Raw genomic sequence first — 26122 nt, 5'->3', positions numbered from 1 at the left:
CGGAAACTATTTTATGAGTGTCATTCTGCGTGTTTCCGTAAGCTGTGTGCTTCCATTTTCAGCGTACACTTCCATCCTATAAAGATAAACACCGCTGGCGAGATCACCCGCGTCAAACTTAATAGTGTGATCTCCTGTAGACATTGGTGAATTTGAAAGCAGGTCGAGAACCTTCCTGCCACTTATATCAAATACAGCCAGACTAACTCTGCTGCTTGTAGGTAAACTGAATGAGATCGAAGTTGTAGGATTAAATGGGTTTGGGTAATTCTGATTCAAAGAGAAACCATTGGGCCGGTCAGTATTTTGAGATTCACCGATACTGTTTGCAGAACCGGGTTCCCCAAGGAAAAGACCTCTTCCGTGAGTTCCCACAGCCAGATAATTGTCCACAGGACGAAGGTCCATAAATTCTACTACAGATTTGCCGATCATAGATTCTGCTTCACGAGTCCAGGTAGTTAAAGCACCGTTTAAGTCGGTTGTAGAATATACTCCCGTACTGGTACCCACATAGTAAACAGGACCACCAGTGGTTTCAATAATTGCTGATGTTCGTACCGAAGGCCCCGGAGTATTTATGTCTCCATTAAGGTTACCTTCTACGCTTGACCAACTTGAGCCACCGTCTGAAGAATGAAAGATACTGGGAACATTATAGTTTGAGAAGATAACCAGCAACTCATTGCCATCAGTTGGGTTCACCGAAATATCATGCGGATAGGACCCTGATGATGCAACAACAATTGAAATATCTTCTGCGGTGTTGTGAGAGTTTGCGTTATTTATTTTAAAGATCTTTGGGCTACCGCTATCATTATAACCGGCATAGTATAATGTTGAGGACGGGTTATCAACAGAAACCTCAAGTGTGGTTATTGTATATCCATTCATGCCACCACCTACACTTACACCGGGTATTTTAGACCATCCTGACATGGTTGAGTTTTCATAAGAAGGAATCTGGTCTAACTGGGTGTTTCTCCAGATCGAATCCGCCTCCGGATAGTACATCGTATTATTAAATGTCGGATCGATCTTAAAAGGATGAATAAAAAGCTGACCTGAGGCATCATCAGGCTCTACTGAAGTCCATTCCATAGGTTGAGTTGAACCACAGCCATTAAAAAAACAGTCTAAACCGCCATCCTGAAGGTAGGTCAGCCGCAACACATTTCCATTTTGGCTGGATACATATGCATAATCATCAGCAAAATAGGAATAGCTACCATCTCCGGAAGAAAGGTCAATGGAAGAAGAGCTTTCTCCCATAATGCTATAATTGAAAAAAGGTGTTCCATTATCCTGAGTACCACCCATGATACGTTCGTCACCGGCTTGCCTGTGAAGGGAGACACCATAGAATTGAGTAACATTATACCCGTTATTCTTATCAACCCAGCTGACAGGAGTTGTGGTTATAGAAGAGGTAAGAGATACTCCTCCGTCATGTCCACTCCATACTTTGTCCGGATCATTAGGGTCAAAGAAGACAACATGCTGATCTGCATGATGGTTGCTATAGCCACTTACATTGTTATCGGTAGAATACCCCCCGATCCACATATCGTTAGGGTCGGCAGGTTGAGCAGTTGTATACCCATCAAAGGAAATATACAGATTAGTCCCGCCGGTGATCACTGTTTCAGGACTTGTAGGGTGAACTTTAACCAGCATATTATATCCGCCCTGTAAATTAAATTCTCCGGAGGGTTCCCCATAGTCGGGCAGGTTTGCTGTCCGGTCTTCGTTATTAGCAGCATTATCCAGATCTATGTAGGAAAGCACAGGGGTTCCATTGACACTGGTAAGCACATACACCTCATTAGGAGAAGAAGGAGCTAAACTTATTACACTGCGCTGGTAAGTCCCCGGAAAAAAAGCAGGACTAACATCACTCCAGGAAGTTCCATCATTAGTAGAAACATAAACCCCCGGAGTATTTGTTGGGGTGGTACCGGAAGTTTCTTGAGAAATTACAGCTACAATATCTCCATTTGGGGCGATATCAAAATCACTCCAGGAATGTTCTCCTAATCCTCCAAGAACCACATTAAAGTTTTGACCATCAGTAGACCTTAAAATGCCGACTCCATTACTGGCTATAAAAATACTTCCTGTAGAGGGACTGACCATGACTTTACTTATATAGTCAAAGGAAGAATTGAAGGAGTAATTATCACTTTGATCAGTTGAAGAGATCTGAGTCCAGGTAACTCCATTATCTGTAGATTTCCACACACCGTTGCCATAATAGAAAGCCCCTCCCCCCTGAGTGTTAGCTGAATTTCCTGTAAATTCACCTGTCACAAAATACCAGTTATCCGTAAACCCGGAACGTGGATCCTGGGCGAGATATGTTACACTGCTAATTTCTGAGGGGTCGGTGACAAGAGTCCAGTTATCACCCCCATCGGTTGAGCGCCAAACTCCTCCCGAAACGCCTCCTGCCAAAACTATATCAGGGTTCTCAATATCTACAGCGAGGGCCCGGGTTCTTCCCCCCACATCAAAAGGTCCCACTTCTGTGAAGTTATAAGCTTGTGGATTACCCAGCTTGGCAAATTCGGGCCTTACAGGCAAATTTTCAGCTTGTTTTAACTCCAGGTTCCGGATGTTTTTGGGGATGTCATCAGTTGCAGGGTCCCGTAATAGCTGAAAGAAATAATCTGCTCTTCCCTTATTTAATCTTTGACGATCTTGCAGTGTCTTTTTTTGTTTTTCTAAGGTTGGGACATCAGGATTATTTGAAATAAATAATGGGGTCCCGAGTAAAAGCAAAAGAATGATTCCCGGAAGGAAGGCGCGGATTAATTTCATAACGGTAATAAGGTTTAGTATAGTTTAAATATCCTCCATGAAATGCCATCCGACATTTCACCCATCGCCATATTTTGACGAGCAACGATAATTGCAGTGATGGTGGTTTGAGGTTTTGGGCGACCTTCAGAGCATTGTTCTTCACATAAAAAGGAGATGCTGCTTCCCTTAGAAACAACCGGAGCTTGTCGCCCATATCGTATTACATCTATGATCTTTGCTTCATAAAGAACACCGCCATTGCTCTCTTTAAGATCTACCAGCTCTAATTCTAAAAGAACACTTTGTGGCGGTAATTCATCACTTTCCGGGTAAATGGCCCGGGGTGAATCATTGGAGGTGGTTTTTTTGGAAGCACAGGCATTTGCGATAAGGAAACCCGAAAATAATAATAAAGGCAGTATAGAAATTTTCATCTAAAGTGGAGTAAATCAGATTTGTACCATTGTAATAGTTTTGATTTTAATATAAAAGAAATAGTAAAATATTATTTAAAGTCGAAATTGAGCTCTTGTATGAACACGTTTGTTTATGAACTATTATGTAACAAACAGGTGCTGTTAAGCTCTTTAGATAATAGAATGAAATGAGAAACCATGAAACAGCTTTTCTTTTTTATATTAATAGTAATAATAGGTATAGGCTGCACCACGGAAATGGAGGAGCAAAACCACAGCCAGCCGATCTTATCCTCCGGGAGTACCTTATTACCCAACCTACCACATTCAGAATTTGTACTGTCAAGCCCAGGCGGGGATGAAATCATAGAATATGAAGGCAAGGTGCTTTGGCGAGAATTGGAGCCTTTACTTGCCCAGGCGCAGAAGCAAACAGAATCAGAGTTAGTCGCAGTATTCAGTGTAAGAGATAAAAAAAGTGACCAATATAATTATTACTTGCAACCCTTGGGTTTTTCACCACAGGCGATGGAAGTAGCGGCTGGAAAAACACAGCCATTTATATACGAGGTTGAAAAAGACGAAACAGGTAGTGTGCCGAGAATAGTTGTGGCCGTAATTCCAGCCGGTAAGCGGGCGTACATTGAAATGCAAAGATGGGTTTTGCCAAGGATAAATAACTAAGTTCGCTACGACCGGAAAAATGACCGGCAATTAATGACCAATACTGACAGTATTAAATACTCTTATTTAGGATTGGTTTAAGAGTGTTTCACAGAAACCAAATACATTCAAAAGAAGATATTTTAACAGTCATTAAATTACCTGGTCACCGCTTTATTACCCCTTCATCCTGCTAAACCTCAGCGCCCCTATCATCCAGTTTGGGAGATTTTTTCTGGGATCGCGTTTCGTCATATCGATATACCACCCGATTTTTTTCATGATGGGTACCTTATGGGTTTCCACAAACTCGATGAGGGTTCCGTCAGGATCTTCCACATACGTAAATCTTCCGGCCGCTTCTCCCATATCAAAACTGTTGGCAGAATCTACGGTGAAGGGGAATCCATTGGATTCGAGATCTTTTTCCAAAGCATCCATTCCCTGAATATCAAAACAAAGGTGAATAAAGCCGAGATCTCCCCAATAACGGTCTTTGTAGATCTTGCGAGGTTCCCGTTCTTTAACTTCGATAAGTTCAATTTCAGTTGGCCCGAACATCTGGCTGAATCCCCCTTCCCGGCGCTTGGAATGACGAAGCAAAACTCGCCGATAGGATTCATTTCCACCGGGTAATCCGCTGAAGTCAGCAAAGGTTCCGGATTCATCATACACCACTTCATCATATCCTAAAACATCGGAGTATAGGGCACGAGACTTTTCGATGACTGTTGAGCCGATCACTGCTCCGACCACCCCACCGGTAGTTGAAGGGGTCTTTTTCTTAAAGAATTCAACTCCTTTTACCACTTGCCAAATGTTGCCATACAAGTCCTTAACGAAAAAAGTGTCATCTCCGGCAGGATTTTTTTCAAGCGGGGTGACAATATCCAGCCCGGCTTTAGACATCTCTTCAAAGGTTTTTGCTACATCTATGGTTTTGATCTTTCCGCAGTTGATACCGAGGTCGCCCATCATCAGGTCAAAATCGGCAGGTTGCGGAGTACGGCTGGTGTATTGCCAGATCTCGAATCCACCCCCGCCTTTCATATTCAGGGTCAGAATGGCGGTGCGGTCATGGGGCTTTCCTCCGGTATAGGGAAGCATCAACTCAGCTGTGGCTGCATCTTCAAAAACCTTAATGTCCATGCCGAAATGCTTTCGGTACCAATCGGTTGCCTTATAAACATCAGGAATGCCGATGCCAATTTGCTGAATGCCGGAGATCACTTTTTCCATAGAAAGACTTTAATGAATGAGAATTTGTTTGGCCGCTAAGGTACGTTTTTTTGGACACCGAGAAAAAACACAATGGCGGATCTAACGACTGGAAATAGATTTTAAAAACTGTTTGAAGTCATCCGTATCGTACTTAGCCATTCCACGATGCTCCATAACAATATCTCCACCGGGTGAAATAACATAGGTAGTTGGAACAACCGAACTGTCGTAGACCCGTGGTTTGCTCAAAACGGAATAAACCGGAAAGGTAAACCCTTTGCGGGCAATGAAATCGCGGGCTTTCTGAGGGTCTTGATCAAGGGAGGCCATCACAAACACGATGTTCTCGTCAGAGATATCATCATATAACCGCTGGATATTTGGCATCTCGGCAATACAAGGCGGACACCAGGTCGCCCACAAATTCATGAAAATGGTTTTACCTTCAAATTCAGAAAGGGAGGTGCGCTCGCCATCCAGTGTCAGCAAAGCCATGTTGTAGTCGGCTTTATCCCCATGGACGACGGATGCATCCGTATCAGGTTGAAGAATGCCGGTATAAAGCAGGACACTTTGCATCTTCCCGATCACCTCTGTGTGATATCCGGTAGCATATAATCCGGCACCGATCACAAAGATGACACTCCATTGTAAGAGCTCTTTCTTGAATGTGGACTTTTTAGATTTTGATTTAGTCTCTTTGGTGTTCATGGAGTAAAGGTAAGCTTAAAATAACTAACTAAGCAGGCTTGTAGTAACAGGCTTAAAACGCAACGGCTCAGTGAGTCATGGTACGTGAATCGGCTTGCTGAGCCGGTACGTTTGTGCTAAATAAAACTCGCGATCTCATCCAGCGATTTCTTCGTGATATCAGGAACCTTTACATCTTCATCAGGATATCCGACTACGAGTAGCAGAAATGGTTTTTCATGAGAAGGCCGACCCATGATCTCATTTAAAAAACCCATGGGACTTGGGGTATGTGTGAGCGTAGCCAGTCCTGAGTGATGCAGTGCGGTGATCAGCATACCGGTAGCAATACCAACCGACTCCTTAACGTAATAATGTTTATCTTTATCCCCGTTTTCACCCAGGTTATAGTTTTGGGCAAAGATGCCGATCAGATAGGGGGCTTTTTCCAGGAAGGGTTTCTTCTCATCTGTGCCGAATGGGATGAGATCTTCGAGCCAGTCATCCGGCGCTCGACGGTTATAAAATTCATGCTCCTCTTTTTCGGCCTCAATCCGGATCTTCTTTTTTACTTCAGGATCACTCACCGCCACAAAATGCCAGGGCTGTTTATTGGCGCCATTCGGAGCCGTTCCCGCTGCCAAAAGGCATTTTTCGATGATCTCTCTTGGTACAGGTCGTTCTGAAAAATCACGAACGGTCCGTCTTTTCTTAAGGAACTCATAGAAATCATCGGCCCGCTTTTTCATTTCATTTACGGGGTGTTCTTCATAATCGGTATGTGGGACAAAAATGGGAGCGCGCATGGATTAAAAAGTTGTGTTATTAAGTTAAATGCAATTTATAATAATAAATTTTGTATGCTAAATACGAAAAGACAGAGATAAGAGTACTTACTAAAAACGAAGATAAGAAAGTGGATTGACATGCGTACCGTCTTTAATGATCTCAAAGTGTAAATGAACTCCGGAGGAAGTCCCGGTATTACCGGCCCTCCCAACAACATCGCCTTTTCGGACACGATCTCCTTCCTTTACACTAATCCTGCTCATGTGAGCATAAACCGTTTCAAAACCATTGCCATGTTTGATTCGAACCATTTTTCCGTAACCACGTCCATTTCCGGCTTTTACAACTACGCCTTGTTCAACGGCTAGAATATTATCGCGAAGTCCGGCATCAAGGTCCACTCCCTGATGTTCACGGTTCCAGCGGGGACCGAATTCTGAAGTCACAAAAGTATCTTTCAGTGGGGGAGAAAAATTAACACCTGAAACCCTCATCAAAGGGGGCAGCTTGATGTCATTCTTTTTACTTTTTCGTCGATTCCATGGGATACTGATGGAAACACCTACCGAAAAAGAAAGGGGGCTGAAATCAAGAGAACGAAAAGCCGGGTTTTCTGTGAAACTGCTTTGCGGTATGATGTTCTGTGGAAGGTTATGGGTTTGGCTAACCTCAGCCTGAAGCCGTACAAAATTGAGCAGATAATATTTGATACCCAAAGTAAGAGAAGCCGTAAGGGGGCTCCTGGGATCTTCAGGCTGTACCCATGAAACATTGCCATTTCGGGGATCGGTTGCGCGTATCTTTAGATCCCATACACTTCCTGCTTTGACGCCTCCATACACACCAAACTTTGGAAATTGTAACCCAACCAGCGCCCCAAGATTGAACTGTTCAAAATCAACAGGACCACCGATCATGAAACTTTGTTGATTGTGCAGAAGGTATTCTGCTTTCCCGGCTACATAAAATTGATGGAATAAATAGCGTTCCAGCTCAACTTCCAGCATCCCCTTAGAAACAGCACCGATTTCACCATTGTACGTTCGGTTTGATACGTAATTAAACCCAACGCTCTGGATACTGTAGTTGGCAGAAAGCCTGTAATCCTGAGCTTGAACAGGCTTAGCCTCAAAAAAGAAACCCCAAAAAAGAAAGCCTGCAAATAATATTATGGAAGTTTTTTTACCCATTAAACCCGCAGCATCAGTTAACTTTTGTATAGACATGATTATATAACCATTAATCTGCAATTTCATTATAAGTTTTAAGGAAATCGACCCATTTTATCACTTCTTTTATGCGCTCTTCGTAACGAAGTCTAAGGTTTAAAGAGTCAATGTTCATGATCCAGGTTTCTGCAAGCTCATAGTTACCCCGGTAAGCTAACCGGTCTATTACATCTTCATAAACGTCAAACCAGTCGGATGAAGGACTGTGATTTTTTAGGAGTTCAGCATAAAGGAGAACCAATTCATGTCGGCCATCCTGAAGGGCTTTGTTTAACGTGAGCATCTGATTTGGGAGATTTAGATCCAAAAATCCGACACTGTCAGGATTCCAATTCAGATAACGACGGGCGGTGTGATAATGCCATTGAAGGCTGTCTTCTCTCATTTCAAGAGTAAACCGAAGCGTTCTGGAATTGGAGGAGCGGATGTCATCGCTTATTGTTTGAAGGAGCGAGTCAGCCTTCTGATAGCCGCTTTGTAAAAACATGGCGTCTGCTTTAAGTACCTGCAGGGTAAGAAGGCTGTCTTCCGGTCTAATGGTTTTTGAAGCTGAATCAAAATCCCCCATATCTAACTGAGCTCGTGTCCATGCATCTTTAACAAGGGCGTTTTTTGAGTCTAAAGTGTAGAGCTGACCGAGTGTTTTGTAGGCAGCTCCGGTATCCTCTTCCGCAAGGTGATAACGATAGGTATCCCAAAGTCTCATTTCCTTGGTTATGGAATGTGGGCATTCCTTCTGGAATAAAGAGCGCTGTGCAAAAATGAGCTCTGAAATTTGGCGGTCAACGGTATCCAGCTGAGTATCCTCTAACTGCTGATGCCATTCAGAAATGAGCTTTTCCAAAGGCTGAGAATAGGCAGCCTCAATATTTGAGGATCTGTAGGCTTCTTTAAGATCATCAACAGGATACTCATCTAATAAATAAGCAATGAAAGAACCTGTAGTGGTATAACTGATGGAACCGGCGCTTTCATAAAACCCCCAAAAAGAAAGGGCAGATTGCATATCCTCAGCTGAAGGCCAGGGGCGCTCTGCCGCAACGATCTGGTTCAGGGTTGAGCGAGCAGAGGCATCTTCAGCTATCCCTTCTGCCAATCCTTCGATCAGCCCTATGTTCCAGCTTCCATTGAATAAAGCATTTCCAAACTGCTTGGAAATCACATGTACAAGTTCGTGCTTTAAGACACCATTCAGTTGCTGTTTGGCAATATGAAGCTGATCCTGTTCCAACCAAATAGGAACATAACTGGTGAACTTAGCTCCGGTGATCTTCTTTTTCTGCCAGGCATGAGCATATAAATAGGAGTCGACCTTTTGTCCTTTGGGCCACTCAATATCCAGTTGTTCTAGGATCTCCCGAAAGTAAAATTCATGCCGCGCCGACCAATATTCGACTTCATCTTCAGAATAGAACTTCTCATCATAATAAAGATCAAAGTGCGTGGTTTGGTGAAACCCTCCAAGCTGTTGTTGAATAGCTTCCTGAGGGCTTATGATCCCGGCTTCGTCCAGATTCAGGTAGCTGAATAGCAGTGAAATGAGGGCAAGTGCGGTGATGAGTTTGGTCTGAAGGTTTTTACTCCATTCAGGTAACACCCATAGCAATACGATCCATAAAAAAGTAAGCCAGCGAAAATAGAAAAAGGAGCCGGTGAGGATGACGGCTTCATCAAAAATAGGGCCGGGCCAGACACCCCAAACGTGGTTATAGAAATAAACCTGAGGAAAGCTGAAAAACTCAATAAGCCATATTCCCACTGCACAGAACATTAAAATGAAAACGGTAACAGTTTTTGGGAAAGGAATCCAGAGTTTACGAACCAGCCGTCCGATAGCAGCGCCCAAAAAGACACTTGGCAGTGGGATGAAGATCCAGAATCCGACACCATCTATGGTCAGGCATCCGGATATTAAAGCAAAAATAAAAAGCGGAATGGCGGCGAGATACATCACCCCGAGTATTCGAAGAGAGTCAAAGAAATCTTGTTTCGACGTAGAATCTGCAGCCTGAATACCCGCCCAAAAGCAGCCGATGGTTCCTGCAAGCATGGCGGACTCGAAATGGAAATCACGCAGAAGTGGGACAAACAGCAAAGCTATTCCGAATAAAATATACGGGATGTAGGGCGAGGCCTTTTTCAAGAGCAAAGTAATGAAGTGATTAAGTGATGAAGTAAGTTAGGAAAACAGCACGAATGGAAATAGAAGTTTTATGTACTTAAAACTTTACAGTTTTACTTTATCACTTGTTACTTAATCACTACAAAACTCCGGCCCAATACACCCACCATATCAATACAAACTGAAGGGGGAGCCGCAGAAGTAACATCAAGGTGTAAAGACTAAAACCATGTTTATGATGTGCTTTTTGAAACATGGTGATATTTGCGGGTAGAACGGCGAGCAAAAGTAAGATCAATCCCCAAGAGGAAAAAATCTGAAGGGTTGGAACCATGATCCCAATTCCTCCTGCGATCTCAAAGAAACCACTGATCAAAACCAAGGGTTTGTGCCAGGGTAAATAATCCGGCATGATCTTCATAAAAAATGCAGGTCTCACAAAGTGCAATATACCGGCAAAGATGAATAGCGAGCCGATCAAGTAGCGGTGAAGTTCGGGATCAAAGAATGTATTCATAAAAAGTGTTGCAGTGCGAAAGTGTTACGGCGTTAAAGGAAAATGAATCTTTAACGCCGTAACACTTTAACACCATCGCACCGCAAAACCAAACTTACTTCTTAAACATGGTGCTGAAAATGAACCAGATGTTTTCTTTTCGCTCCATAAGCCGGCGGGTAAAATAAGGAAACCAATCTGTTCCAAAAGGAACATACACACGTGTGCGATGACTTTCATCAGTGAGTTGAACCATGGTTTCTTCCCGAAGGCCATAAAGCATTTGAAATTCGAAACGGTCTTTAGAGATTCCCTTTTCGGCAGTATAACTTTTTAACCAGTCGATAAGCTCATCATCGTGAGTACCAAATCTTGGGAAACTTGTTTTCTCCAGCAAAACCTTGGCTTGTTCTTTGAATGCTTCACGAATAGCCGGCATATCCTGTAGCGCGATCTTGGCCGGTTCTTTATAAGCTCCTTTCACCAAACGAATATCTGCTCCCATTTCAGCGAGCTCGTTGATGTCGTCTTTGCTTCTCAATAACATGGATTGAATTACGGTGCCAACATGCTTGCCGTATTTATCAAAGGCTTCTTTAAAAATATCGATCGTGATCTGTGTATTCTCCGACCCTTCCATATCGATCCGCACAAACTGATCTTGCTCTTTAGCCACATCCAGTAACCGAAAAAGTTTCTTCCGGCAAAAGTCATGATCGATATCAAGCCCCATCATCGTAAGTTTGATAGAGATACTGCTTATCAACCCATGTTCTTTGATCCCTTCGAGTAGACGGATATAAGAGTCAACAGTATCGGTAGCCATTTGGCGGTCCTTTACGTTTTCTCCCAAAAGGTCGAGGGTAAGTTTCAGGTCTTTGTTATTTAGTTGTTTTGCTTTTGGTATTGACTCTGTGAAAGATTCACCGGCTACAAAACGCTTGGCAAGAAAGAAAGGTAATTTCATTTGATTCCATTTATTAAAGGCGCGCAAAGTTAATCAATAATTTACACTCTGTCACCATTCTGGTTTGTAACTAACAGTAAATTATTTCGTGTAATGTGCAGGTTCTAAAACTAAAGGAAAATTATTATGAGTACAGATAAAAGATACATGTGGAGCTTGGCCATTTCATGGACCGCCTTTTTGGCGTTGATGTTATTTGCAGTGCAGATCGGATTTGCGCAGTCAAGTGATGATGCATATCAAACAGAGAGATTTAACGTATCAGGGTCAGTTAGCCTGGAAGTTCAAACTTCAGGCGGAAGCGTAGAGGTTGAGGGTACTAATGGCGATGAAGTGCTGGTTGAAATGTATGTTCGGCGTCGTGGACGATATGTTGAAGCAGGAGAAGCAGACCTTGATGATTATGAGATAAGCATCACGCAAAATGGAAATACGGTATCTGCAATTGCCGATCGTAAATCTAATCGTGGGTGGAACTGGAGTGATGGATACTCCATCTCATTTGTCGTGTATACCCCTCAACAAACAAGAACGAGACTAAAAACGAGTGGGGGAAGTTTAACCGCTAAAAACCTGACCGGTTCGCAAGAGCTGAGAACTAGTGGGGGCAGTATCACCACTGAAAGCATAAAAGGCAGAATGATATTAAAAACATCCGGTGGCAGTATAACAATGACGGATGTAGAAGGTGATGCTGAAGCAAATACCAGTGGTGGAACGATCCGCGCGGATATGGTGGTCGGTAACCTCGACGCCAAAACCAGCGGCGGAAGCATCAGGTTGTCCGGAATAAAAGGAAATGTAGAAGCCAAAACCAGTGGCGGGTCCATAAGTGCAGAGATCCTCACACCCAGAGATATTATTGACCTGAGAACAAGTGGCGGCAGTATTACAGTTACAGTTCCTCAAGAACAAGGCTATGATCTGGATCTGGATGCAAACAGAGTACATGCAGAATTGATCAACTTTAACGGAAGGGCAGAACGCGATGAGATCCGGGGAACCTTCAATGGCGGTGGTACAATGTTAAAGGCTAAAACCAGTGGAGGTTCCATTAGGCTGGAATATTTGTAATCAGAAATAAATGACAAAGAATTAAAAAGCGAGGGATAGTATCTCTCGCTTTTTTTGTTGTGAGATGGTGTCGGTTTGCCGGCGCTAAATCCTTATATTCAAGGTTCGACGAATTCAGAATTAAAATTCTATATGTCCACAGCAGAAACAGCTTCCAAAAAAGCGAAAGAACAAGAAGAAGAACGGCCGATCGTAATTAAGGGTGCTCGAACGCACAATCTAAAGAACATAGATGTCGAGATCCCGCGGGGTAAGCTAACGGTGGTAACCGGCGTTTCCGGCTCAGGAAAATCGAGCCTCGCTTTTGATACTATTTATGCGGAAGGTCAGCGCCGATATGTGGAAAGCCTTTCCAGTTATGCTCGTCAGTTTTTGGAGCGAATGGACAAACCGGACGTGGATTTCATGCAGGGTATTTCTCCTGCTATGGCCATTCAGCAGAAGACCACTTCAAGCAATCCCCGTTCTACCGTAGGTACCACAACCGAAATTTACGATTACGTCCGCCTGTTATTTGCCCGCATCGGAAAAACGATCTCGCCAAAATCCGGGGAAGAGGTAAAGAAAGATTCACCCCGCACGGCGATCAAGAAATTATATGACACTCAGGATGAAGGTGAGCGGTTTTATGTGTTGCATCCCATTCCTCAGCACGAGAAAAAGAAGCTGGACGAAGAACTGAAGGTGCTGAAAGAAAAAGGATTAACGCGCCTGCTCAATATCGATGATGAGAGCATGGTGGATCTGACCACTGACGATATCAACCCGAAAAAATTCAAAGCCAGTAAACACCGGGTGCTTATTGATCGATTGGTATTGAAAGATGACGAGGAAACCCGAACCCGAATTGCTGACTCCCTTGAAACAGCTTTTCAGGAAGGAGCGGGACGTTGTTCCATCAAAATGAAAGATGGAGAAGAACTGAATTTCAGCGAGCGGTTTGAAATGGATGGGATCGAGTTTCAGGAGCCCACACCGCAGATGTTTTCCTTTAACAACCCATTTGGAGCCTGTGATAATTGTGAAGGATTTGGAAAAGTAGCGGGCATCGACGAAGACCTGGTGATCCCGGATCATCAAAAGACGATCAGAAATGGGGCAATTGCTCCTTTTACATCACAAAAGTTCAGTATGCATTTACGGGATCTGATCAAAGTAGCAGCCCGTGAAAAGTTCTCCATCGATACCCCGTATGCAGAACTTCCCAAGGAAGTTAAGGACGTTATTTGGAAGGGGAAGGATGAATACATCGGTATCTGGAAATTCTTTGATGAGATCAAGAATCAGTCTTATAAAGTCCATATGCGTGTATTGTATTCCCGTTACAGAGGATACAGTCGTTGCCCCGATTGTGAGGGCTATCGCGTTCGTAAAGATGCGCTGTACGTAAAAGTGGGTGATCTGCACGTTGGGGAAGTCTCGGAACTTACTATCGGGCATGCCAGAGAATATTTTGAAAATCTTGAGCTTACTGAATTTGAGGAAGGGGTTGCGGGACAGATCCTTTATGAGATCCGGAAGCGATTGAAATATCTGGATGAAGTTGGTTTGGATTATCTAACACTTGACCGCCTCGCAAATACATTAAGTGGCGGAGAATCTCAGCGAATCAGTTTGGCCAACGCCCTTGGTTCTTCATTGATCGGAAGTATGTACGTGCTTGATGAGCCGACGATAGGGCTTCACCCGCGAGACAACGACAGACTTATTAAGATCCTGGAATCGCTTAGGGATATCGGGAATACGGTACTGGTGGTGGAGCACGATCCCGAAATGATAAAAGCGGCTGATAATGTCATTGATATAGGTCCGTTTGCAGGAACACATGGCGGAGAAGTTGTTTTCCAGGGAGATGTTGAAAAACTGCTGAAAGCCGATACCTTGACCGGGAAATTCCTGAGTAGGAGAAAAGAAATTCCCATTCCCAAAAAACGAAGAAAGGGATCAGGCAAGACCATTTCATTGGAAGGAGCATCCGAGCATAACCTCAAAAATATTGATGTGGATTTCCCGCTGGGAATGATGACAGTGGTGACGGGAGTTTCAGGTTCGGGTAAATCAACGCTTGTTCATGATACACTATATGCCGGTATCCAAAAACACATTGGGTCTTATAACGATAAAGTTGGACGGTTCTCCGATTTGTCAGGAATGGCTGCTGTACATGGGGTTGAAATGGTGGACCAAAGTCCGATAGGCCGATCTTCACGTTCAAATCCTGCCACCTATACAAAGGCTTTTGACGGAATCAGGGATCTTTTTTCCAATACCAAGCAGGCTAAGATCATGGGGTATACTCCCGGTCATTTTTCTTTCAATGTTCCGGGCGGACGTTGTGAAAATTGCCAGGGGGAAGGTGTGCAGCGCATCGAGATGCAGTTTATGGCTGATATAGAATTGACCTGTGAAGTGTGCAACGGAACCCGATTCCGAAAGGATGTTCTCAATGTTAAATATCGTGGGCAGAATATCCACGATGTGCTGGAAATGCCCGTTTCTGAAGCCATCGAGTTTTTCGTGGACGAGACGACGATCATCAACAAACTACAACCACTGGAAGATGTGGGGCTGGGTTATTTGAAACTGGGCCAAAGCGCTACAACTTTGTCAGGTGGCGAGGCACAAAGGGTTAAGCTTGCGAAGTTTCTTTCTAAAACCTCAACCGACCACACCCTCTACTTTTTTGATGAGCCAACCACCGGACTTCATTTTGAAGATGTGGCGAAGCTCCTCGATTCATTCAATGAGTTGGTGGAGCAGGGTCATTCCGTTATCATTATCGAACACAACCTGGATATTATCAAGTGTGCCGATTGGGTTATCGATTTAGGTCCTGAGGGTGGCTTCGGTGGTGGTCAGGTAATAGCGGAAGGGACCCCGGAAGACCTCATGAACAAGGATGAAAGTCATACCGGCCGGTTTTTGAAAGAGTATCTGGAAGAGAAATAAAGACTGTTATTCCCCATAAAACCTGATGGGGATATCTATCTGTACAAAATCCCAGCGAAGGATCATGGCTGTCATGCTTTGTTGTGGATCTGTGAAATCTATAGTGAAGGCCTCCACCGGGATGGGCAAGCGATTGGTCGGGAACTTCATTCGTTTATAATCCCGGTCGGGGTTGTAGTTGAAGGCACCCCATTGACCTAATTCGTGATTCAGGATCACCGTAAAAGAGTCGGGTTCCGGAATTGTAAATAAAGCATAAGTTCCGGCGCGGATCGCTTCATCGCCCATCAAAATCGTTTTAGTAAGAGTGATCTCGGTCGCCTCGTTTGCTCCGGTTCTCCAAACTTCGCCCCAGGGTTCAAGGTCTCCAAAAACAGTTCGGCCTCGCCGGTAGGGCTGGCCATAAACAACTTTGATATAGGCTCCGTCATATTTAACTGAAGCAATGGCAATAGGGCTCTTCCTATTTCCATTTTGTACTTGTTGTTGATTGTCAGTTTCCTGGTCGGTGCAACTGTATAAAAAAGTGCATAACAACGCTGAAAGTACAAGGAGAGTGGTCTTAATAAAAGTATGCTGGATCAAAACTGGCCAAGGATAAATTGAGTGTTTTCACGAGTAGGTTCATATGCAAGGCCAACTCCAAAATCGAACAACAAGTTCGATACTTTAAACTGGAAATGAAGTCCCGCACCAAAAATACTACGGCTTGATTCTACTAAATTATTTGAATCCATATCAGTTAAAGTGTGTGAAAAAGCAGTCAGATAAATACTGCTTAAGTAGAGTGGCACGGTAAGCATTCCATTATCCGGATAGAATAAAGGAATGGTATAACGCGTGCTAAAACGCCCAATATTTTTAAATGCTCTTTGCTGGTCGATGAAGTTCGGGAAGATATCCTCTGAAAAACCTAAAGGAATTATCGTGTCATTTGAGTATATCGGACTGGTGCTTTGACTTAACATCCTCACATCCAGACGAAGAGATTGGTTCAGTTTGCGAAAAGGAGATACATATCCGAACGCACCGTAATAAGCAGACCAAAGAGTACGGTTTGGTGGCTCGTAGGTTCCAATGGGGGTTGGAACAGATACCTGCTGCTCTTTGAAGGTTTGCTCAAATAATCCAAAGAAAGAGATACCTGAAGAAGGTTGAATGTCACGCGGGAGGTTTAGGATTCCGAGGCTAAGCTGAGAGTAGAAACCGGCGCGGTATCGGTTGAAAAAATCTGTCAATTCATTCGCCTGAAGATCATAGTATTTGAACTGCTCGATCTTAAATTCCGGCTCAAAAGAGATCCCGCTGAATCGGGTGTCAGATCGGAATGAGTAGGAAAAAGGAATGGAAAACCCTAATCCTCTGTCTTGCCTCATCAGGGAAAAGGTTTCATTAGCATTCTGGAGAGGGAAAAACTGAGGTTCGCTATACGCAGAGATGCGGGCTCCCGGGTAAAACGACTTGTTGGTATAGGTAACATCATACCACACCCGATTTTGAATTCCTGTTAATTCTGCCGAGTAAGCCTGACTGGAAAGCGGATCAATGCTGGAAATAGAAACCCCGCTTTGATAGGTATTCGCTTTTTCCTCAATAATTGGGAAAATAACCCGTGGCTTTAACCATTTTAGACCTCCTTTATAGGAAGTCTTCTCATAGTCCATCACAGAATCTATAAGATCGCTACCCAGTAAAGGCCGTTGTAATTCTTGTTTCAATTCGGTTCCGGTCAGTAAAGCACGATCAGATACTTTCCGGTTTAGAAAGTCAGCTCTTTCCAGGGTAGCGATCTTGCGCTCATTTACTTCTTGGACCACGTAAGCAATTTGTTGCCCACTTGGGGAATAAGAAGCTTCGAAAGCATTATACAAAGATGACGTTAACTGAACGATCTCTTTGGTATCAAGGTCAAATTCATAAACGTTCATGGCCGGGGAAGCATCCATAGTGAACATGATCTTGTTCTCCGAAGGGTGCCACTCAGGGTCGTGGATGGAGGCATTTCTAAAAGCCAGTGTGGGTTCGCGATCAAGGTCATTAGAAATAGAACTCAGTGTGGTAAGCCAGAGAGCTTGAACTCCTCTTTGGTTGATGATAACAGCGAGTTCGTTGGCATTTTTAGGGTTGAACTGAAGACTTACCGGTATGGCATTCTGAAATGTTTTTATGACTTTTGTTTCGCCATTTTCGATTACTTCAACGATCTGTGCTCCGGAACCCCTTGTTTGCAGTGCAAGTAATCGCTCGCCATTGGAAGTAGGCGCATAGATTCGTGCCTCCTTAGTCAGTCGTTCGGTTTCACCGGTATTAAGATCTATTGTTCGCAGATCTGTTTTATAGGTTCCTGTATAAAGCGGGTCACGATAGTAAGAGCTAAAAAATAAAAGCCCATCGTTATCGATCTCATAATTATAATCACCGACTCCAAACGTTTCTTTGATCATGTTGAAAGATCCGGTAAGCAGATCACAGGAATAAAAACCAACTCTTCCGTTATAAAAGGAACCATAAAAAAGAAGTTGGTCTTCATCGATCCATTTTGGAGCATGGGTCTCTTCTCCTTTGTAGGGGGTGTCTAAGATGACTGAGCTTTCAGTAGTATTTTTAACGATCTGAGAACGGCGATTTCGCTCATATTCTTTTAGATCCTCTTCATAAAGGCGATATAATTTTCCTGGCCAATTTCCTGTTTTCTGACGAAGGGTAAAACCATATCCCAGAAAGAAATTATGGTAGTGGTAGCGTATGGCATCCTTAGAAATGTCATCTCCATATTCGTTGTGGAGCCAGTCAATGAACGAATATCCTGAAATATAATGTCGATTGAATGGCTGGGAATAATCAGAGGGAGTCAGGGTTTGGCCCATATTCCAGCGATCACTACTACCGAAGTTGGAATTAAATCGGTTGGTTGAAAAAGTATAATTACCTCTTCCTCCCATAGGGGCAACCGATTCCGTTTCATAATACACCGCAAGCCCTTCGTGAAAACCAACCGGGGGATAGCCATGAAAAGTACGGGCAAGATCAGGTGAAATAACGCTGACTAAATTTGGGATGCTTAGCTTTTTTCCCTCCCATGGAATTTGAACATTGAAGTGAGCAGCATGAATGAGTTCATGCGGAAGAACGGTTTCCAGCCAGTCACCTGATTGTGGATTCATTCCCTTGCCCTTAATGGAGGCAAGATCGACCTCAGACCTGAAATTAACGGAATTTACAAATCCGTTTGAGAGATCATTGTAGTTGGTGAGTATAACCGGAAAATTTTTGAGTGTGCCCCCTGTGAGTTCCCTGGCTTCTGAATAATGACTTTCTAAAATAGCTGCAGACCGATAGGCGAGCGAGTCTTCACCATCAGGGAAGATGATCCTGAAATGGTCGGTTTGTATTTCCTGCCAGTTTAACCCTGCGGGACGGTTAACGACAAATGCGTTGTAGTTCAAGGGGTTATACAATTGACTGAAGGCCAACACCGGGAAGAGCACGAACACGCTGAGTAAAATAATTTTGAATTGCTTCATTAAGCCGGAAGATTGAATTCAGGTAAGTAGTGATAGATCGCCCAATAATGTGAAAAAGCACCGCCCATAACAAATAAATGCCAAATTTCGTGGAAGCCGAAAGCATTTGGGATAGGATCAGGTTTTCTTATTCCATAAATAACTGCACCTATCGTATAGAATGCCCCCCCGAGCGCGATCCAATAAATGAAGGCGTGGGGCAGCAATTTCCATATAATGGGAAGAATGATCACGGAAACCCAACCCATCAACAGATAAATTACGGTAGAAAGCCATCTTGGTGCATTCAGCCAAAGGGTTTTCTTAAGGATGCCGGCACCGGCAAATAGCCAGATCCCAAGCAACATCCCCCATTGCCAGGCTCCTTGCAATGCGATCATACACATTGGAGTGTAAGATCCGGCAATAACTACGTAAATAAGTATATGGTCAAAAAGTCTGAAAAGCTCTTCGGTTTTATTTTGAACATTAAGCGTATGGTAAACTCCACTGGAAAGAAACATGAGGATCACGGAGATCCCGTAGATCAAAAAAGAAACTTTATGCCCCATGGGGCTTTCAGAAGCAGCATCCATTAAAAAAAACAACCAAACAGTAGAAATTAATGCACCCAGGTAATGGGAATATGCATTAAAAGGCTCTCTTGGTGGAAATAGAGTTTGCAAAACGGTGTCTTAAGTAGGTTATCAATTAAGTGACTGAAATATAGAGCTTCTCAGGAAATTATGAACTACGGGAAAAAGAACCTCCAGGCGTCTGAAAAGATCTTGGAGCGTTCGCTGTATGAATAGGTTGAAGATCCATGAATAACCACCGCAACGCTTCCATCCCGAATTATTCGGGGGGACGCCGGAAGGTTGCTCTCTACACAAAAAATCGCCAGTAGAAAAAGAGCAGGGCAAATACTGATAGAAAGATCATCCCAAACCAGCTTAATATCCGAAGCCAGATTGGAGGCTTATGTTCTTCCGGGAAATAGGAGGACATGATGAGCCGGTAGTTGATGAAAGCCAACGCAGGTGCAGTGAGAAATGAAAGCGAGGTAGCGAGATCGATGATGTAGGTGAACTGACTTCCTGTGATATACAGCACCAACATTGAAATAACGGAGATGCCGAACAGTAGTCCTTTGTAAGAAAATATCCAAGAGTCGCTATCTTTGCCCGCATTCATCACCCGAAAGATCTCTTGGCTTACTCTTGGATAGGAATCTGTCACAGTAAGCGTAGTGCTGAACATGGTGGTAAAAGCACAGATAATAATGATCCAATGCGCCCAGTCGCCAAGCGTTTGTGTATAGAGATCTATGAGTTGTTGAGCAAAAGCAGCTCCGGCTGAGGAAAAACTAACGCCCGATCCAAACATCACCAACGCTCCCAATCCGAGAAAGATCAGAGCTAAAATAGCCGACCCGATATAGCCGATGTTGAAATCCAGCAGACTTTCCTTCAACGACGAACGATGATTGGTCTGCTTTTCGCGCTCTAAGGTCCAGAGTGAATGCCAGGCGGAGGCATCTATGGGGATAGGCATCCAGCCCATAAGGGCGATGAGAAAAGTGATGCCAGCCACATTCCAAACGGAAGGCGTTTCAGTAAGGGAAGGAGAATGGCCGTCAAGAAGAGCAACAGCAAAAGCAGCAACAGTAGAGATGGTTAGTACGACCATCACAAGTTTTATGATAGAGTCGAGAGCGGAATATTGCCCGCGAAAGAGAACTCCTATACAAATAGCTAAAATGATAATACTCCAGATCAAAAGAGGAAGCTCAATGCCGGTTAGCTCCACGGCCAGACTTGCCGTAACTATGGTAACGGCTGCCTGAATGGCGAACATGGTTCCTACTGTGAAAATGATATAGATCCACAGCGCCCAACTCCCCAGCTTTTTATATCCTGCGATCAGGCTTTCTCCGGTGGTTGCGGCATAACGGGGACCGTACTCCAGGAAGGGGTATTTCATCAGGCTGGCAATAACGACTGCCCAAACGAGGTTAAATCCATAATCAGCCCCGGCGCGGGTAGATTGGACTAAATGCGAAACCCCGATAGCTGCCGCTGCCAGGATCAATCCCGGCCCGAAGGCGTATTTGAAAGTTGACTTTACCTTTTCCGACTCCATATCCTGATATTTTTATTTCTATCGGGTAGATTATACAGAAAAATTCAATTCTTAAATGGTCGGTTGACCGAGTATTCACAAATCGGTCATTCGCTATTTTATGTTGAATGAAAGACTTAGATAATTATAACGATATAGAAATTACACCTCAAAAGTACCCCTCTTAATCACTAAAAATTATTTATATATCCATACAATCTAATTGTAACATTTGGCTTGTTTGAGTATGTATTGTGTGTAAATAATTAATGTTGAGAGATAAGATGAAAAAACCCTGCCCATTATTCTTAATTGCTTGTTTAATACTTACCACTTTTGGCTGTGAAATCATAGGCGGGAAAGATGATGGAGACGATGACGGGATCTCCATTGATTTGCCTCCCCCTCCTTACCAGGAATTCCCTCGCTGGAGTCCCGATGGAAATACTATTATATATTACCACTCTGGTCTTCAACTATACGATCCATCAAACGACCGATCCATTCATAACCCTGATTCAGCCGGGATTTGGGCGATGACCCCAGATGGAGGAAACCAAAGAAAAATTCTTAATGCTGGCTATGCTGAATGGTCCCCAAATGGGGAATGGATTGTATATGTAGCGGGTGCTCAAATTTTTAAGGTCAAGTTCAATGGGACCTCAACAGATACCTCCACCATAGAGCAACTTACTTTTGAAGGTCGCAACTTCTTTCCCGACTGGAGTCCTAATGGAGAGTGGATTGCATATGATTCAAATAATGACAGCCCAAATGGACAAAGTTTTATATGGAAAATGAAAAATGATGGGTCTGAAAAGCTAAGGATTGTATTTACACCTGAACATGGGGAGGCAAGGATGCCGTCATGGTCTCCGGATAGCAAATAAATTGCTCATATACAGTATTTAGTTGGTGTTTATTCTTCAGAAATTTTTTCAGTGGATTCTGATGGGAGCAATCCAATTCGACTTATAGAAAATGAAGCCCCAGATTATTATCCAAAATACTCTTCAAGTGCTCATGCAATTGCATTTTCTTCGAATGTTCAGATATGGACCATGAGTGAGAATGGAGGTGGTTTAAGGCAATTAACCTTCGGTGAGCGGGGAACCATGCCCGATTGGTCTCCCGATGGACAACAAATTATTTATTCGGGCCCAAAAGGGGCTATTTGGGTCATGGATAAAGATGGCAGTAACCAAATACCACTAACCTTCCGACCAGAAGGTAAAATCTACTAAACCGATCATGGGCTGCGTAATGCCTGCCGGAGGCTCTGCCTCCAATCGTGAAAAAAGTTAATGTTTAGTAACGAAGCCCTCCTGTTATAAAAATTCGATTGTTGCCGATCTGAAACCCATTCTTTTTAAAGCTTTTTTCATTTTGAACTGCTACCATTCATTCCGTTATTATGGATGTAAACTTTTCACAAATTAATCTCACTATGAAAGCATTTGTTACAACTCTCATTTCCTTGTTTTTCGGGGTGATGGTCCAGGCACAGGTTTTGAATCCTGAGCCGGTCTCGCTTGATTATTACTTGCCCGATGATGTTACTTATAACTCCAATATCCCGACACCTGAAGAAATTCTTGGAGCTCAATTGGGAGAATGGCATGTTCGTCATGACCAGCTGGTAAACTACATGTATGCAGTTGCGGAAGCCTCTGACCGCGTGACCATCACCGAATATGCACGTACGTATGAAAACCGTCCGTTGCTGATGCTCACTATTACCTCTCCTCAAAACCACCGAAATATTGACGAGCTGAAGGAAGAGCACCTAAAGCTTACGGACGCTTCGGTATCCGATGATCTGGATCTTTCCCAGATGCCTGCTGTAGTAACTATGAGTTACAGCGTGCATGGGAATGAGCCGAGTGGTTCAAATGCTTCCCTTGCGGTTGTGTACTATCTTGCTGCTGCACAAGGTGCTGAAATAAACTCCATGCTTCAGAATACGATCATTAATGTAGATCCGAGTATTAATCCGGATGGGCTTGATCGTTTTGCACACTGGGCGAATACCAACAAGAGTAAGAATGTGTTGGTTGCTGACCCGAACAGCAGAGAGTTTGACGAAACCTGGCCGGGAGGAAGAACCAATCACTATTGGTTTGATCTGAACCGTGACTGGATGCCGATGATCCACCCTGAAAGTCAGGGCCGTGTAGCGAAATTCCATGAATGGATGCCCCAGGTATTGACCGACCATCATGAGATGGGAACCAATTCCACCTTTTTCTTTCAACCCGGAATTCCTTCTCGAACACATCCGCTTACGCCACAGCGAAATCAGGCACTGACCGGTGCGATTGCAGAATATCATGCCGCAGCTCTTGATGATATCCAGTCTCTGTATTACACCCGCGAAAGCTTCGATGATTTTTACTATGGAAAAGGATCTACTTATCCTGATGTACAGGGTTCCATAGGTATTCTGTTTGAGCAAGCCAGCTCTCGGGGTCATGCACAGGAAAGTATCCACGGTATAGTGAAATTTCCGTTCACCATTAAAAACCAATTCGTAACGTCCCTTTCTACACTTGAAGCAGTTCAGGGACTGAAAGAAGAGTTACTGGCAAATACCCGGGAGTTTTTTAAGGAAGCTGCTCAGGAAGCACGAAATGCACCGATCAAAGCGTATGTGTTTGGAGAGGAAGCAGATCAGGCCCGAACCAAACATTTGGCCGAAATGCTGGACCGAAACCAAATCGATGTTTACGAACTGGCTCGTGATTATCAGGATTTTAAAGCCGGTAAAGCTTTTGTGGTTCCAACCAATCAAAGACAGTACAAACTGTTGACAGCCATGTTTGAGCGACGTACTGAGTTTACGGACAGCTTATTCTATGATGTTTCTACCTGGACGATGCCATACGCATTCAACCTTCCTTTTGCAGAACTGAACCGAGATTATAACTCCAATATGCTGGGGGATGAGTTTTCTGAAGAGGAGCTTGAGCTGAATGGTGAATTGGTAGGTGAGAAAGCTCAATATGCCTATGCATTTGAATGGGATGAATACTACGCACCCCGTGCGTTATACCGATTACTTGCAAACGGCGTTCGGGCCAAGGTTGCTTCCCAGACATTTAAAGCTGTTATCGAAAACGGAGCCAAAGACTTTGACTACGGTACCATTATGATCCCAATGGGTGTACAGGACGATCAGGATAAAGTACATGAGATCATTCAGACCATCACCGAAGAAGATGGGATCACGGTGTACGACCTGCCAAGTGGACTTACTCCTTCAGGAATGGATCTGGGAAGTGGAAACTTCGAAAATCTAGAAGCTCCAAAAGTTGCTATGATAGGCGGCTCAGGAAGTAATTCAAGTGAAGTCGGTGAAGCATGGCATTTATTTGACCAGCGTTATCACATGCCACTTTCGATCATTAAAAGTGATAATGTGGGCCGAACCGATCTAAGCAGATATAACGTGATCATCTCCAGCGGATACGGTGTTTCCGAAAGTGCCGGCGAAAACCTGAAGGAATGGGTTCGCGATGGTGGTACACTGATCGTGTTTAAGAATGCAATACGCTGGGCTAAATCCCTTGGACTTGCAAATGTAGAGTACGTTGAGAATGAGGATTCTGATGAAGGGGAAGAAGTTAAAGTTCGTCCCTATGTAAAAGCAGGAGAAGATCGTGGAGCCGGCTTTATTGGAGGAAGTATCTTCAACGCCAAACTGGATCTGACCCATCCTCTGGGATATGGATTTAACAATGAGAATATCACCGTTTTTCGTAACAGCACATTGTTTATTGAGAAAGGTGAGAACCCATATTCTACTCCGTTGTATTATACTGATGACCCACTGGCAAGTGGATATAGCAACGACGAGAACCTTGAACGAATCAAGGGTTCCGGCGCCATTGTAGTAAGCAGTTATGGAGGTGGTAATGTTATTGCTATGACGGATAATCCAAACTTCCGTGCTTTCTGGTATGGTACCAATAAGCTGTTTGCCAATGCCATTTTCTTTGGTGAAACCATAAGTGGTGGAACAGCGAATTAAAGAAGCAGTAAAATAAGAGTAGAAAAAAGCCCCGATGTTTAGCATCGGGGCTTTTTTTGTTTGTGAGTTTTTTCATTCTGCAAACTTTCAGGATAAGAAAGCCATTTGGGAACTGATTATTGTTCATGAAGCAATTGGTCATATTTGCGAAAGATTCTTCGACGAGTAAGCTGTTTATTCCTGCCATCCTTAGTAGATGTCAGGTAATTTGACAGTTTTGGTTCTTAGGTTTTAACTACCATTGCCTCGCTTGTCATTTCGAACGTAATGTAGTGAGTGAAAACGAACGAAAAGAAGCTGAGAAATCTACGGAGTCGAAAAGAGCAGCATTGCTGTATTCAATCTCCGTAGATTTCTCCACTCCACTCATTCGCCTTTCAGGCTCATTCTTTCCGGTCGAAATGACAAAACCGGGATTTAGTTTTTTATCTTTGACATCTGCCTCAGTTTGTCATCGAATTATCTAATCCTATATGGCGGTCTACTTCAGAGACCTTATATCGAACTTACCTTTAATAAATTGATGATAGCAACCTTCCTACGGCTCACTGAGCCGTAATGGACAAAGCTAGGCCTATCACTTCCTGTAATTAACAGATCTGAAATTTCCTTCCTCATCAATGATATTGGTTTCAGCACCCGGAACGATGTCCGTGTTATGAGCAGAAACCCAGACCCAGGATCCTTCCTGCTTTTGCACAACAAAACTAAAGATGTTTTGACGTATTGAGGGTGTTCTTACCTCACCTTTTTGGGTTTGGTTCTTCAGTCGCATTCGGGCATGAACAACGGCGATATCCTCATGCAGGTATTTTACAGAAGACTCCATGATCCTCAGATCCGATTCCCCAAAGATATTCTCAAAGCCGTAGGCATGTGCCCTTTCGATGTCTTTACGATTATGCCACCATAATCCCACTACATTCACGAACTCAGCTTCTTCTGTGAAAAGGGAGGAGAGCATATTTGCATCACGGTTCATCCAGGCTTCAACAAAAAGAGCCGGAATTTCTCCCGGCTCTTTCGCTTTTTTAAATGTAGTTGTCATAA

At 43.6% G+C, this 26122-nt stretch carries 20 protein-coding genes; 6 read left to right on the top strand and 14 right to left on the bottom strand.

Going from position 1 to position 26122, the window contains the following annotated elements:
- Positions 1–6: 6 nt before the first annotated feature.
- Both ACFSVN_RS01635 and ACFSVN_RS01630 read right to left on the bottom strand, forming a co-directional pair.
- The gene (locus ACFSVN_RS01635; protein WP_390297636.1) at positions 7–2820 is read right to left on the bottom strand and encodes a T9SS type A sorting domain-containing protein; all 2814 of its coding nucleotides are present in this window, start codon (positions 2818–2820) and stop codon (positions 7–9) included.
- Between the two features lie 14 nt (positions 2821–2834).
- Positions 2835–3236, bottom strand: coding sequence for a hypothetical protein (locus ACFSVN_RS01630; protein WP_390297633.1), 402 nt, complete (start codon positions 3234–3236; stop codon positions 2835–2837).
- 180 nt (positions 3237–3416) lie between these two features.
- Between ACFSVN_RS01630 and ACFSVN_RS01625 the strand changes: the two genes are divergently transcribed.
- The gene (locus ACFSVN_RS01625; RefSeq protein ID WP_390297630.1) at positions 3417–3902 is read left to right on the top strand and encodes a hypothetical protein; all 486 of its coding nucleotides are present in this window, start codon (positions 3417–3419) and stop codon (positions 3900–3902) included.
- Positions 3903–4058: 156 nt separating this feature from the next.
- Here the strand turns inward: ACFSVN_RS01625 and ACFSVN_RS01620 are convergent, their stop codons facing one another.
- The 7 genes from ACFSVN_RS01620 to ACFSVN_RS01590 form a co-directional block, all read right to left on the bottom strand.
- Positions 4059–5120 carry a VOC family protein gene (locus ACFSVN_RS01620; protein WP_390297627.1) on the bottom strand — a complete coding sequence of 354 codons (1062 nt, stop codon included), beginning with the start codon at positions 5118–5120 and terminating at the stop codon, positions 4059–4061.
- 81 nt (positions 5121–5201) lie between these two features.
- Positions 5202–5813 carry a TlpA family protein disulfide reductase gene (locus ACFSVN_RS01615; protein WP_390297624.1) on the bottom strand — a complete coding sequence of 204 codons (612 nt, stop codon included), beginning with the start codon at positions 5811–5813 and terminating at the stop codon, positions 5202–5204.
- Positions 5814–5929: 116 nt separating this feature from the next.
- Entirely contained in the window at positions 5930–6598 is a 669-nt protein-coding gene (locus ACFSVN_RS01610) for a nitroreductase family protein (RefSeq protein ID WP_390297621.1), read from the bottom strand.
- A 90-nt stretch (positions 6599–6688) separates the two neighbouring features.
- Complete coding sequence (locus ACFSVN_RS01605; RefSeq protein WP_390297617.1) at positions 6689–7807, bottom strand: M23 family metallopeptidase; 1119 nt, start codon at positions 7805–7807, stop codon at positions 6689–6691.
- Positions 7808–7820: 13 nt separating this feature from the next.
- A complete protein-coding gene (locus tag ACFSVN_RS01600) occupies positions 7821–9953 on the bottom strand; it encodes a bile acid:sodium symporter family protein (RefSeq protein WP_390297614.1) in 2133 nt (710 codons plus the stop codon).
- 118 nt (positions 9954–10071) lie between these two features.
- Positions 10072–10449 carry a DoxX family protein gene (locus ACFSVN_RS01595; protein WP_390297611.1) on the bottom strand — a complete coding sequence of 126 codons (378 nt, stop codon included), beginning with the start codon at positions 10447–10449 and terminating at the stop codon, positions 10072–10074.
- 94 nt (positions 10450–10543) lie between these two features.
- Positions 10544–11395 (bottom strand): proline dehydrogenase family protein, encoded by an 852-nt coding sequence (locus tag ACFSVN_RS01590; RefSeq protein ID WP_390297608.1) that lies wholly within the window; start codon positions 11393–11395, stop codon positions 10544–10546.
- Between the two features lie 126 nt (positions 11396–11521).
- Here ACFSVN_RS01590 and ACFSVN_RS01585 point away from each other — a divergent pair, with 126 nt between their 5' ends.
- Both ACFSVN_RS01585 and uvrA read left to right on the top strand, forming a co-directional pair.
- The gene (locus ACFSVN_RS01585) at positions 11522–12469 is read left to right on the top strand and encodes a DUF4097 family beta strand repeat-containing protein (protein ID WP_390297605.1); all 948 of its coding nucleotides are present in this window, start codon (positions 11522–11524) and stop codon (positions 12467–12469) included.
- A 132-nt stretch (positions 12470–12601) separates the two neighbouring features.
- Positions 12602–15418 (top strand): excinuclease ABC subunit UvrA, encoded by a 2817-nt coding sequence (gene uvrA / locus ACFSVN_RS01580; protein WP_390297602.1) that lies wholly within the window; start codon positions 12602–12604, stop codon positions 15416–15418.
- Between the two features lie 6 nt (positions 15419–15424).
- Here the strand turns inward: uvrA and ACFSVN_RS01575 are convergent, their stop codons facing one another.
- From ACFSVN_RS01575 to ACFSVN_RS01560, 4 genes are all read right to left on the bottom strand, one after another.
- The gene (locus ACFSVN_RS01575) at positions 15425–16003 is read right to left on the bottom strand and encodes a DUF2911 domain-containing protein (RefSeq protein WP_390297599.1); all 579 of its coding nucleotides are present in this window, start codon (positions 16001–16003) and stop codon (positions 15425–15427) included.
- On the bottom strand, positions 16000–18942 hold the full coding sequence (locus tag ACFSVN_RS01570; protein ID WP_390297596.1) for a hypothetical protein: 2943 nt from the start codon (positions 18940–18942) through the stop codon (positions 16000–16002). The genes ACFSVN_RS01575 and ACFSVN_RS01570 overlap by 4 nt, the downstream gene beginning before the upstream one ends.
- Positions 18942–19607, bottom strand: a complete 666-nt coding sequence (gene trhA, locus ACFSVN_RS01565) for a PAQR family membrane homeostasis protein TrhA (RefSeq protein ID WP_390297592.1) — start codon at positions 19605–19607, stop codon at positions 18942–18944. The genes ACFSVN_RS01570 and trhA overlap by 1 nt, the downstream gene beginning before the upstream one ends.
- A gap of 199 nt (positions 19608–19806) precedes the next feature.
- Positions 19807–21063, bottom strand: a complete 1257-nt coding sequence (locus ACFSVN_RS01560) for an Nramp family divalent metal transporter (protein ID WP_390297588.1) — start codon at positions 21061–21063, stop codon at positions 19807–19809.
- A 263-nt stretch (positions 21064–21326) separates the two neighbouring features.
- Between ACFSVN_RS01560 and ACFSVN_RS01555 the strand changes: the two genes are divergently transcribed.
- The 3 genes from ACFSVN_RS01555 (at position 21327) to ACFSVN_RS01545 (ending at position 25072) form a co-directional block, all read left to right on the top strand.
- Positions 21327–21932 (top strand): TolB family protein, encoded by a 606-nt coding sequence (locus ACFSVN_RS01555; RefSeq protein WP_390297585.1) that lies wholly within the window; start codon positions 21327–21329, stop codon positions 21930–21932.
- Between the two features lie 51 nt (positions 21933–21983).
- Entirely contained in the window at positions 21984–22286 is a 303-nt protein-coding gene (locus ACFSVN_RS01550) for a TolB family protein (protein ID WP_390297582.1), read from the top strand.
- A gap of 203 nt (positions 22287–22489) precedes the next feature.
- A complete protein-coding gene (locus ACFSVN_RS01545) occupies positions 22490–25072 on the top strand; it encodes a M14 family metallopeptidase (RefSeq protein WP_390297579.1) in 2583 nt (860 codons plus the stop codon).
- Positions 25073–25649: 577 nt separating this feature from the next.
- Here ACFSVN_RS01545 and ACFSVN_RS01540 read toward each other — a convergent pair.
- A complete protein-coding gene (locus tag ACFSVN_RS01540) occupies positions 25650–26120 on the bottom strand; it encodes a YybH family protein (RefSeq protein ID WP_390297576.1) in 471 nt (156 codons plus the stop codon).
- Positions 26121–26122 lie beyond the last annotated feature (2 nt).

It is taken from the genome of Gracilimonas halophila, from assembly GCF_042684365.1.
Taxonomy (GTDB): domain Bacteria; phylum Bacteroidota; class Rhodothermia; order Balneolales; family Balneolaceae; genus Gracilimonas; species Gracilimonas halophila.
This window is presented reverse-complemented; position numbering and strand designations above follow the sequence as displayed.

Excerpts from the sequence above, each read along its gene's own strand:
- ACFSVN_RS01625 (WP_390297630.1), top strand. The coding sequence starts at position 3,417 with ATGAAACAGCTTTTCTTTTTTATATTAATAGTAATAATAGGTATAGGC.
- ACFSVN_RS01620 (WP_390297627.1), bottom strand. The coding sequence starts at position 5,120 with ATGGAAAAAGTGATCTCCGGCATTCAGCAAATTGGCATCGGCATTCCT.
- ACFSVN_RS01635 (WP_390297636.1), bottom strand. The coding sequence starts at position 2,820 with ATGAAATTAATCCGCGCCTTCCTTCCGGGAATCATTCTTTTGCTTTTA.
- ACFSVN_RS01605 (WP_390297617.1), bottom strand. The coding sequence starts at position 7,807 with ATGTCTATACAAAAGTTAACTGATGCTGCGGGTTTAATGGGTAAAAAA.
- ACFSVN_RS01545 (WP_390297579.1), top strand. The coding sequence starts at position 22,490 with ATGAAAGCATTTGTTACAACTCTCATTTCCTTGTTTTTCGGGGTGATG.
- ACFSVN_RS01610 (WP_390297621.1), bottom strand. The coding sequence starts at position 6,598 with ATGCGCGCTCCCATTTTTGTCCCACATACCGATTATGAAGAACACCCC.
- ACFSVN_RS01590 (WP_390297608.1), bottom strand. The coding sequence starts at position 11,395 with ATGAAATTACCTTTCTTTCTTGCCAAGCGTTTTGTAGCCGGTGAATCT.
- ACFSVN_RS01630 (WP_390297633.1), bottom strand. The coding sequence starts at position 3,236 with ATGAAAATTTCTATACTGCCTTTATTATTATTTTCGGGTTTCCTTATC.
- ACFSVN_RS01555 (WP_390297585.1), top strand. The coding sequence starts at position 21,327 with ATGAAAAAACCCTGCCCATTATTCTTAATTGCTTGTTTAATACTTACC.
- ACFSVN_RS01540 (WP_390297576.1), bottom strand. The coding sequence starts at position 26,120 with ATGACAACTACATTTAAAAAAGCGAAAGAGCCGGGAGAAATTCCGGCT.
- ACFSVN_RS01570 (WP_390297596.1), bottom strand. The coding sequence starts at position 18,942 with ATGAAGCAATTCAAAATTATTTTACTCAGCGTGTTCGTGCTCTTCCCG.
- ACFSVN_RS01615 (WP_390297624.1), bottom strand. The coding sequence starts at position 5,813 with ATGAACACCAAAGAGACTAAATCAAAATCTAAAAAGTCCACATTCAAG.
- uvrA (WP_390297602.1), top strand. The coding sequence starts at position 12,602 with ATGTCCACAGCAGAAACAGCTTCCAAAAAAGCGAAAGAACAAGAAGAA.
- ACFSVN_RS01560 (WP_390297588.1), bottom strand. The coding sequence starts at position 21,063 with ATGGAGTCGGAAAAGGTAAAGTCAACTTTCAAATACGCCTTCGGGCCG.
- ACFSVN_RS01585 (WP_390297605.1), top strand. The coding sequence starts at position 11,522 with ATGAGTACAGATAAAAGATACATGTGGAGCTTGGCCATTTCATGGACC.
- ACFSVN_RS01595 (WP_390297611.1), bottom strand. The coding sequence starts at position 10,449 with ATGAATACATTCTTTGATCCCGAACTTCACCGCTACTTGATCGGCTCG.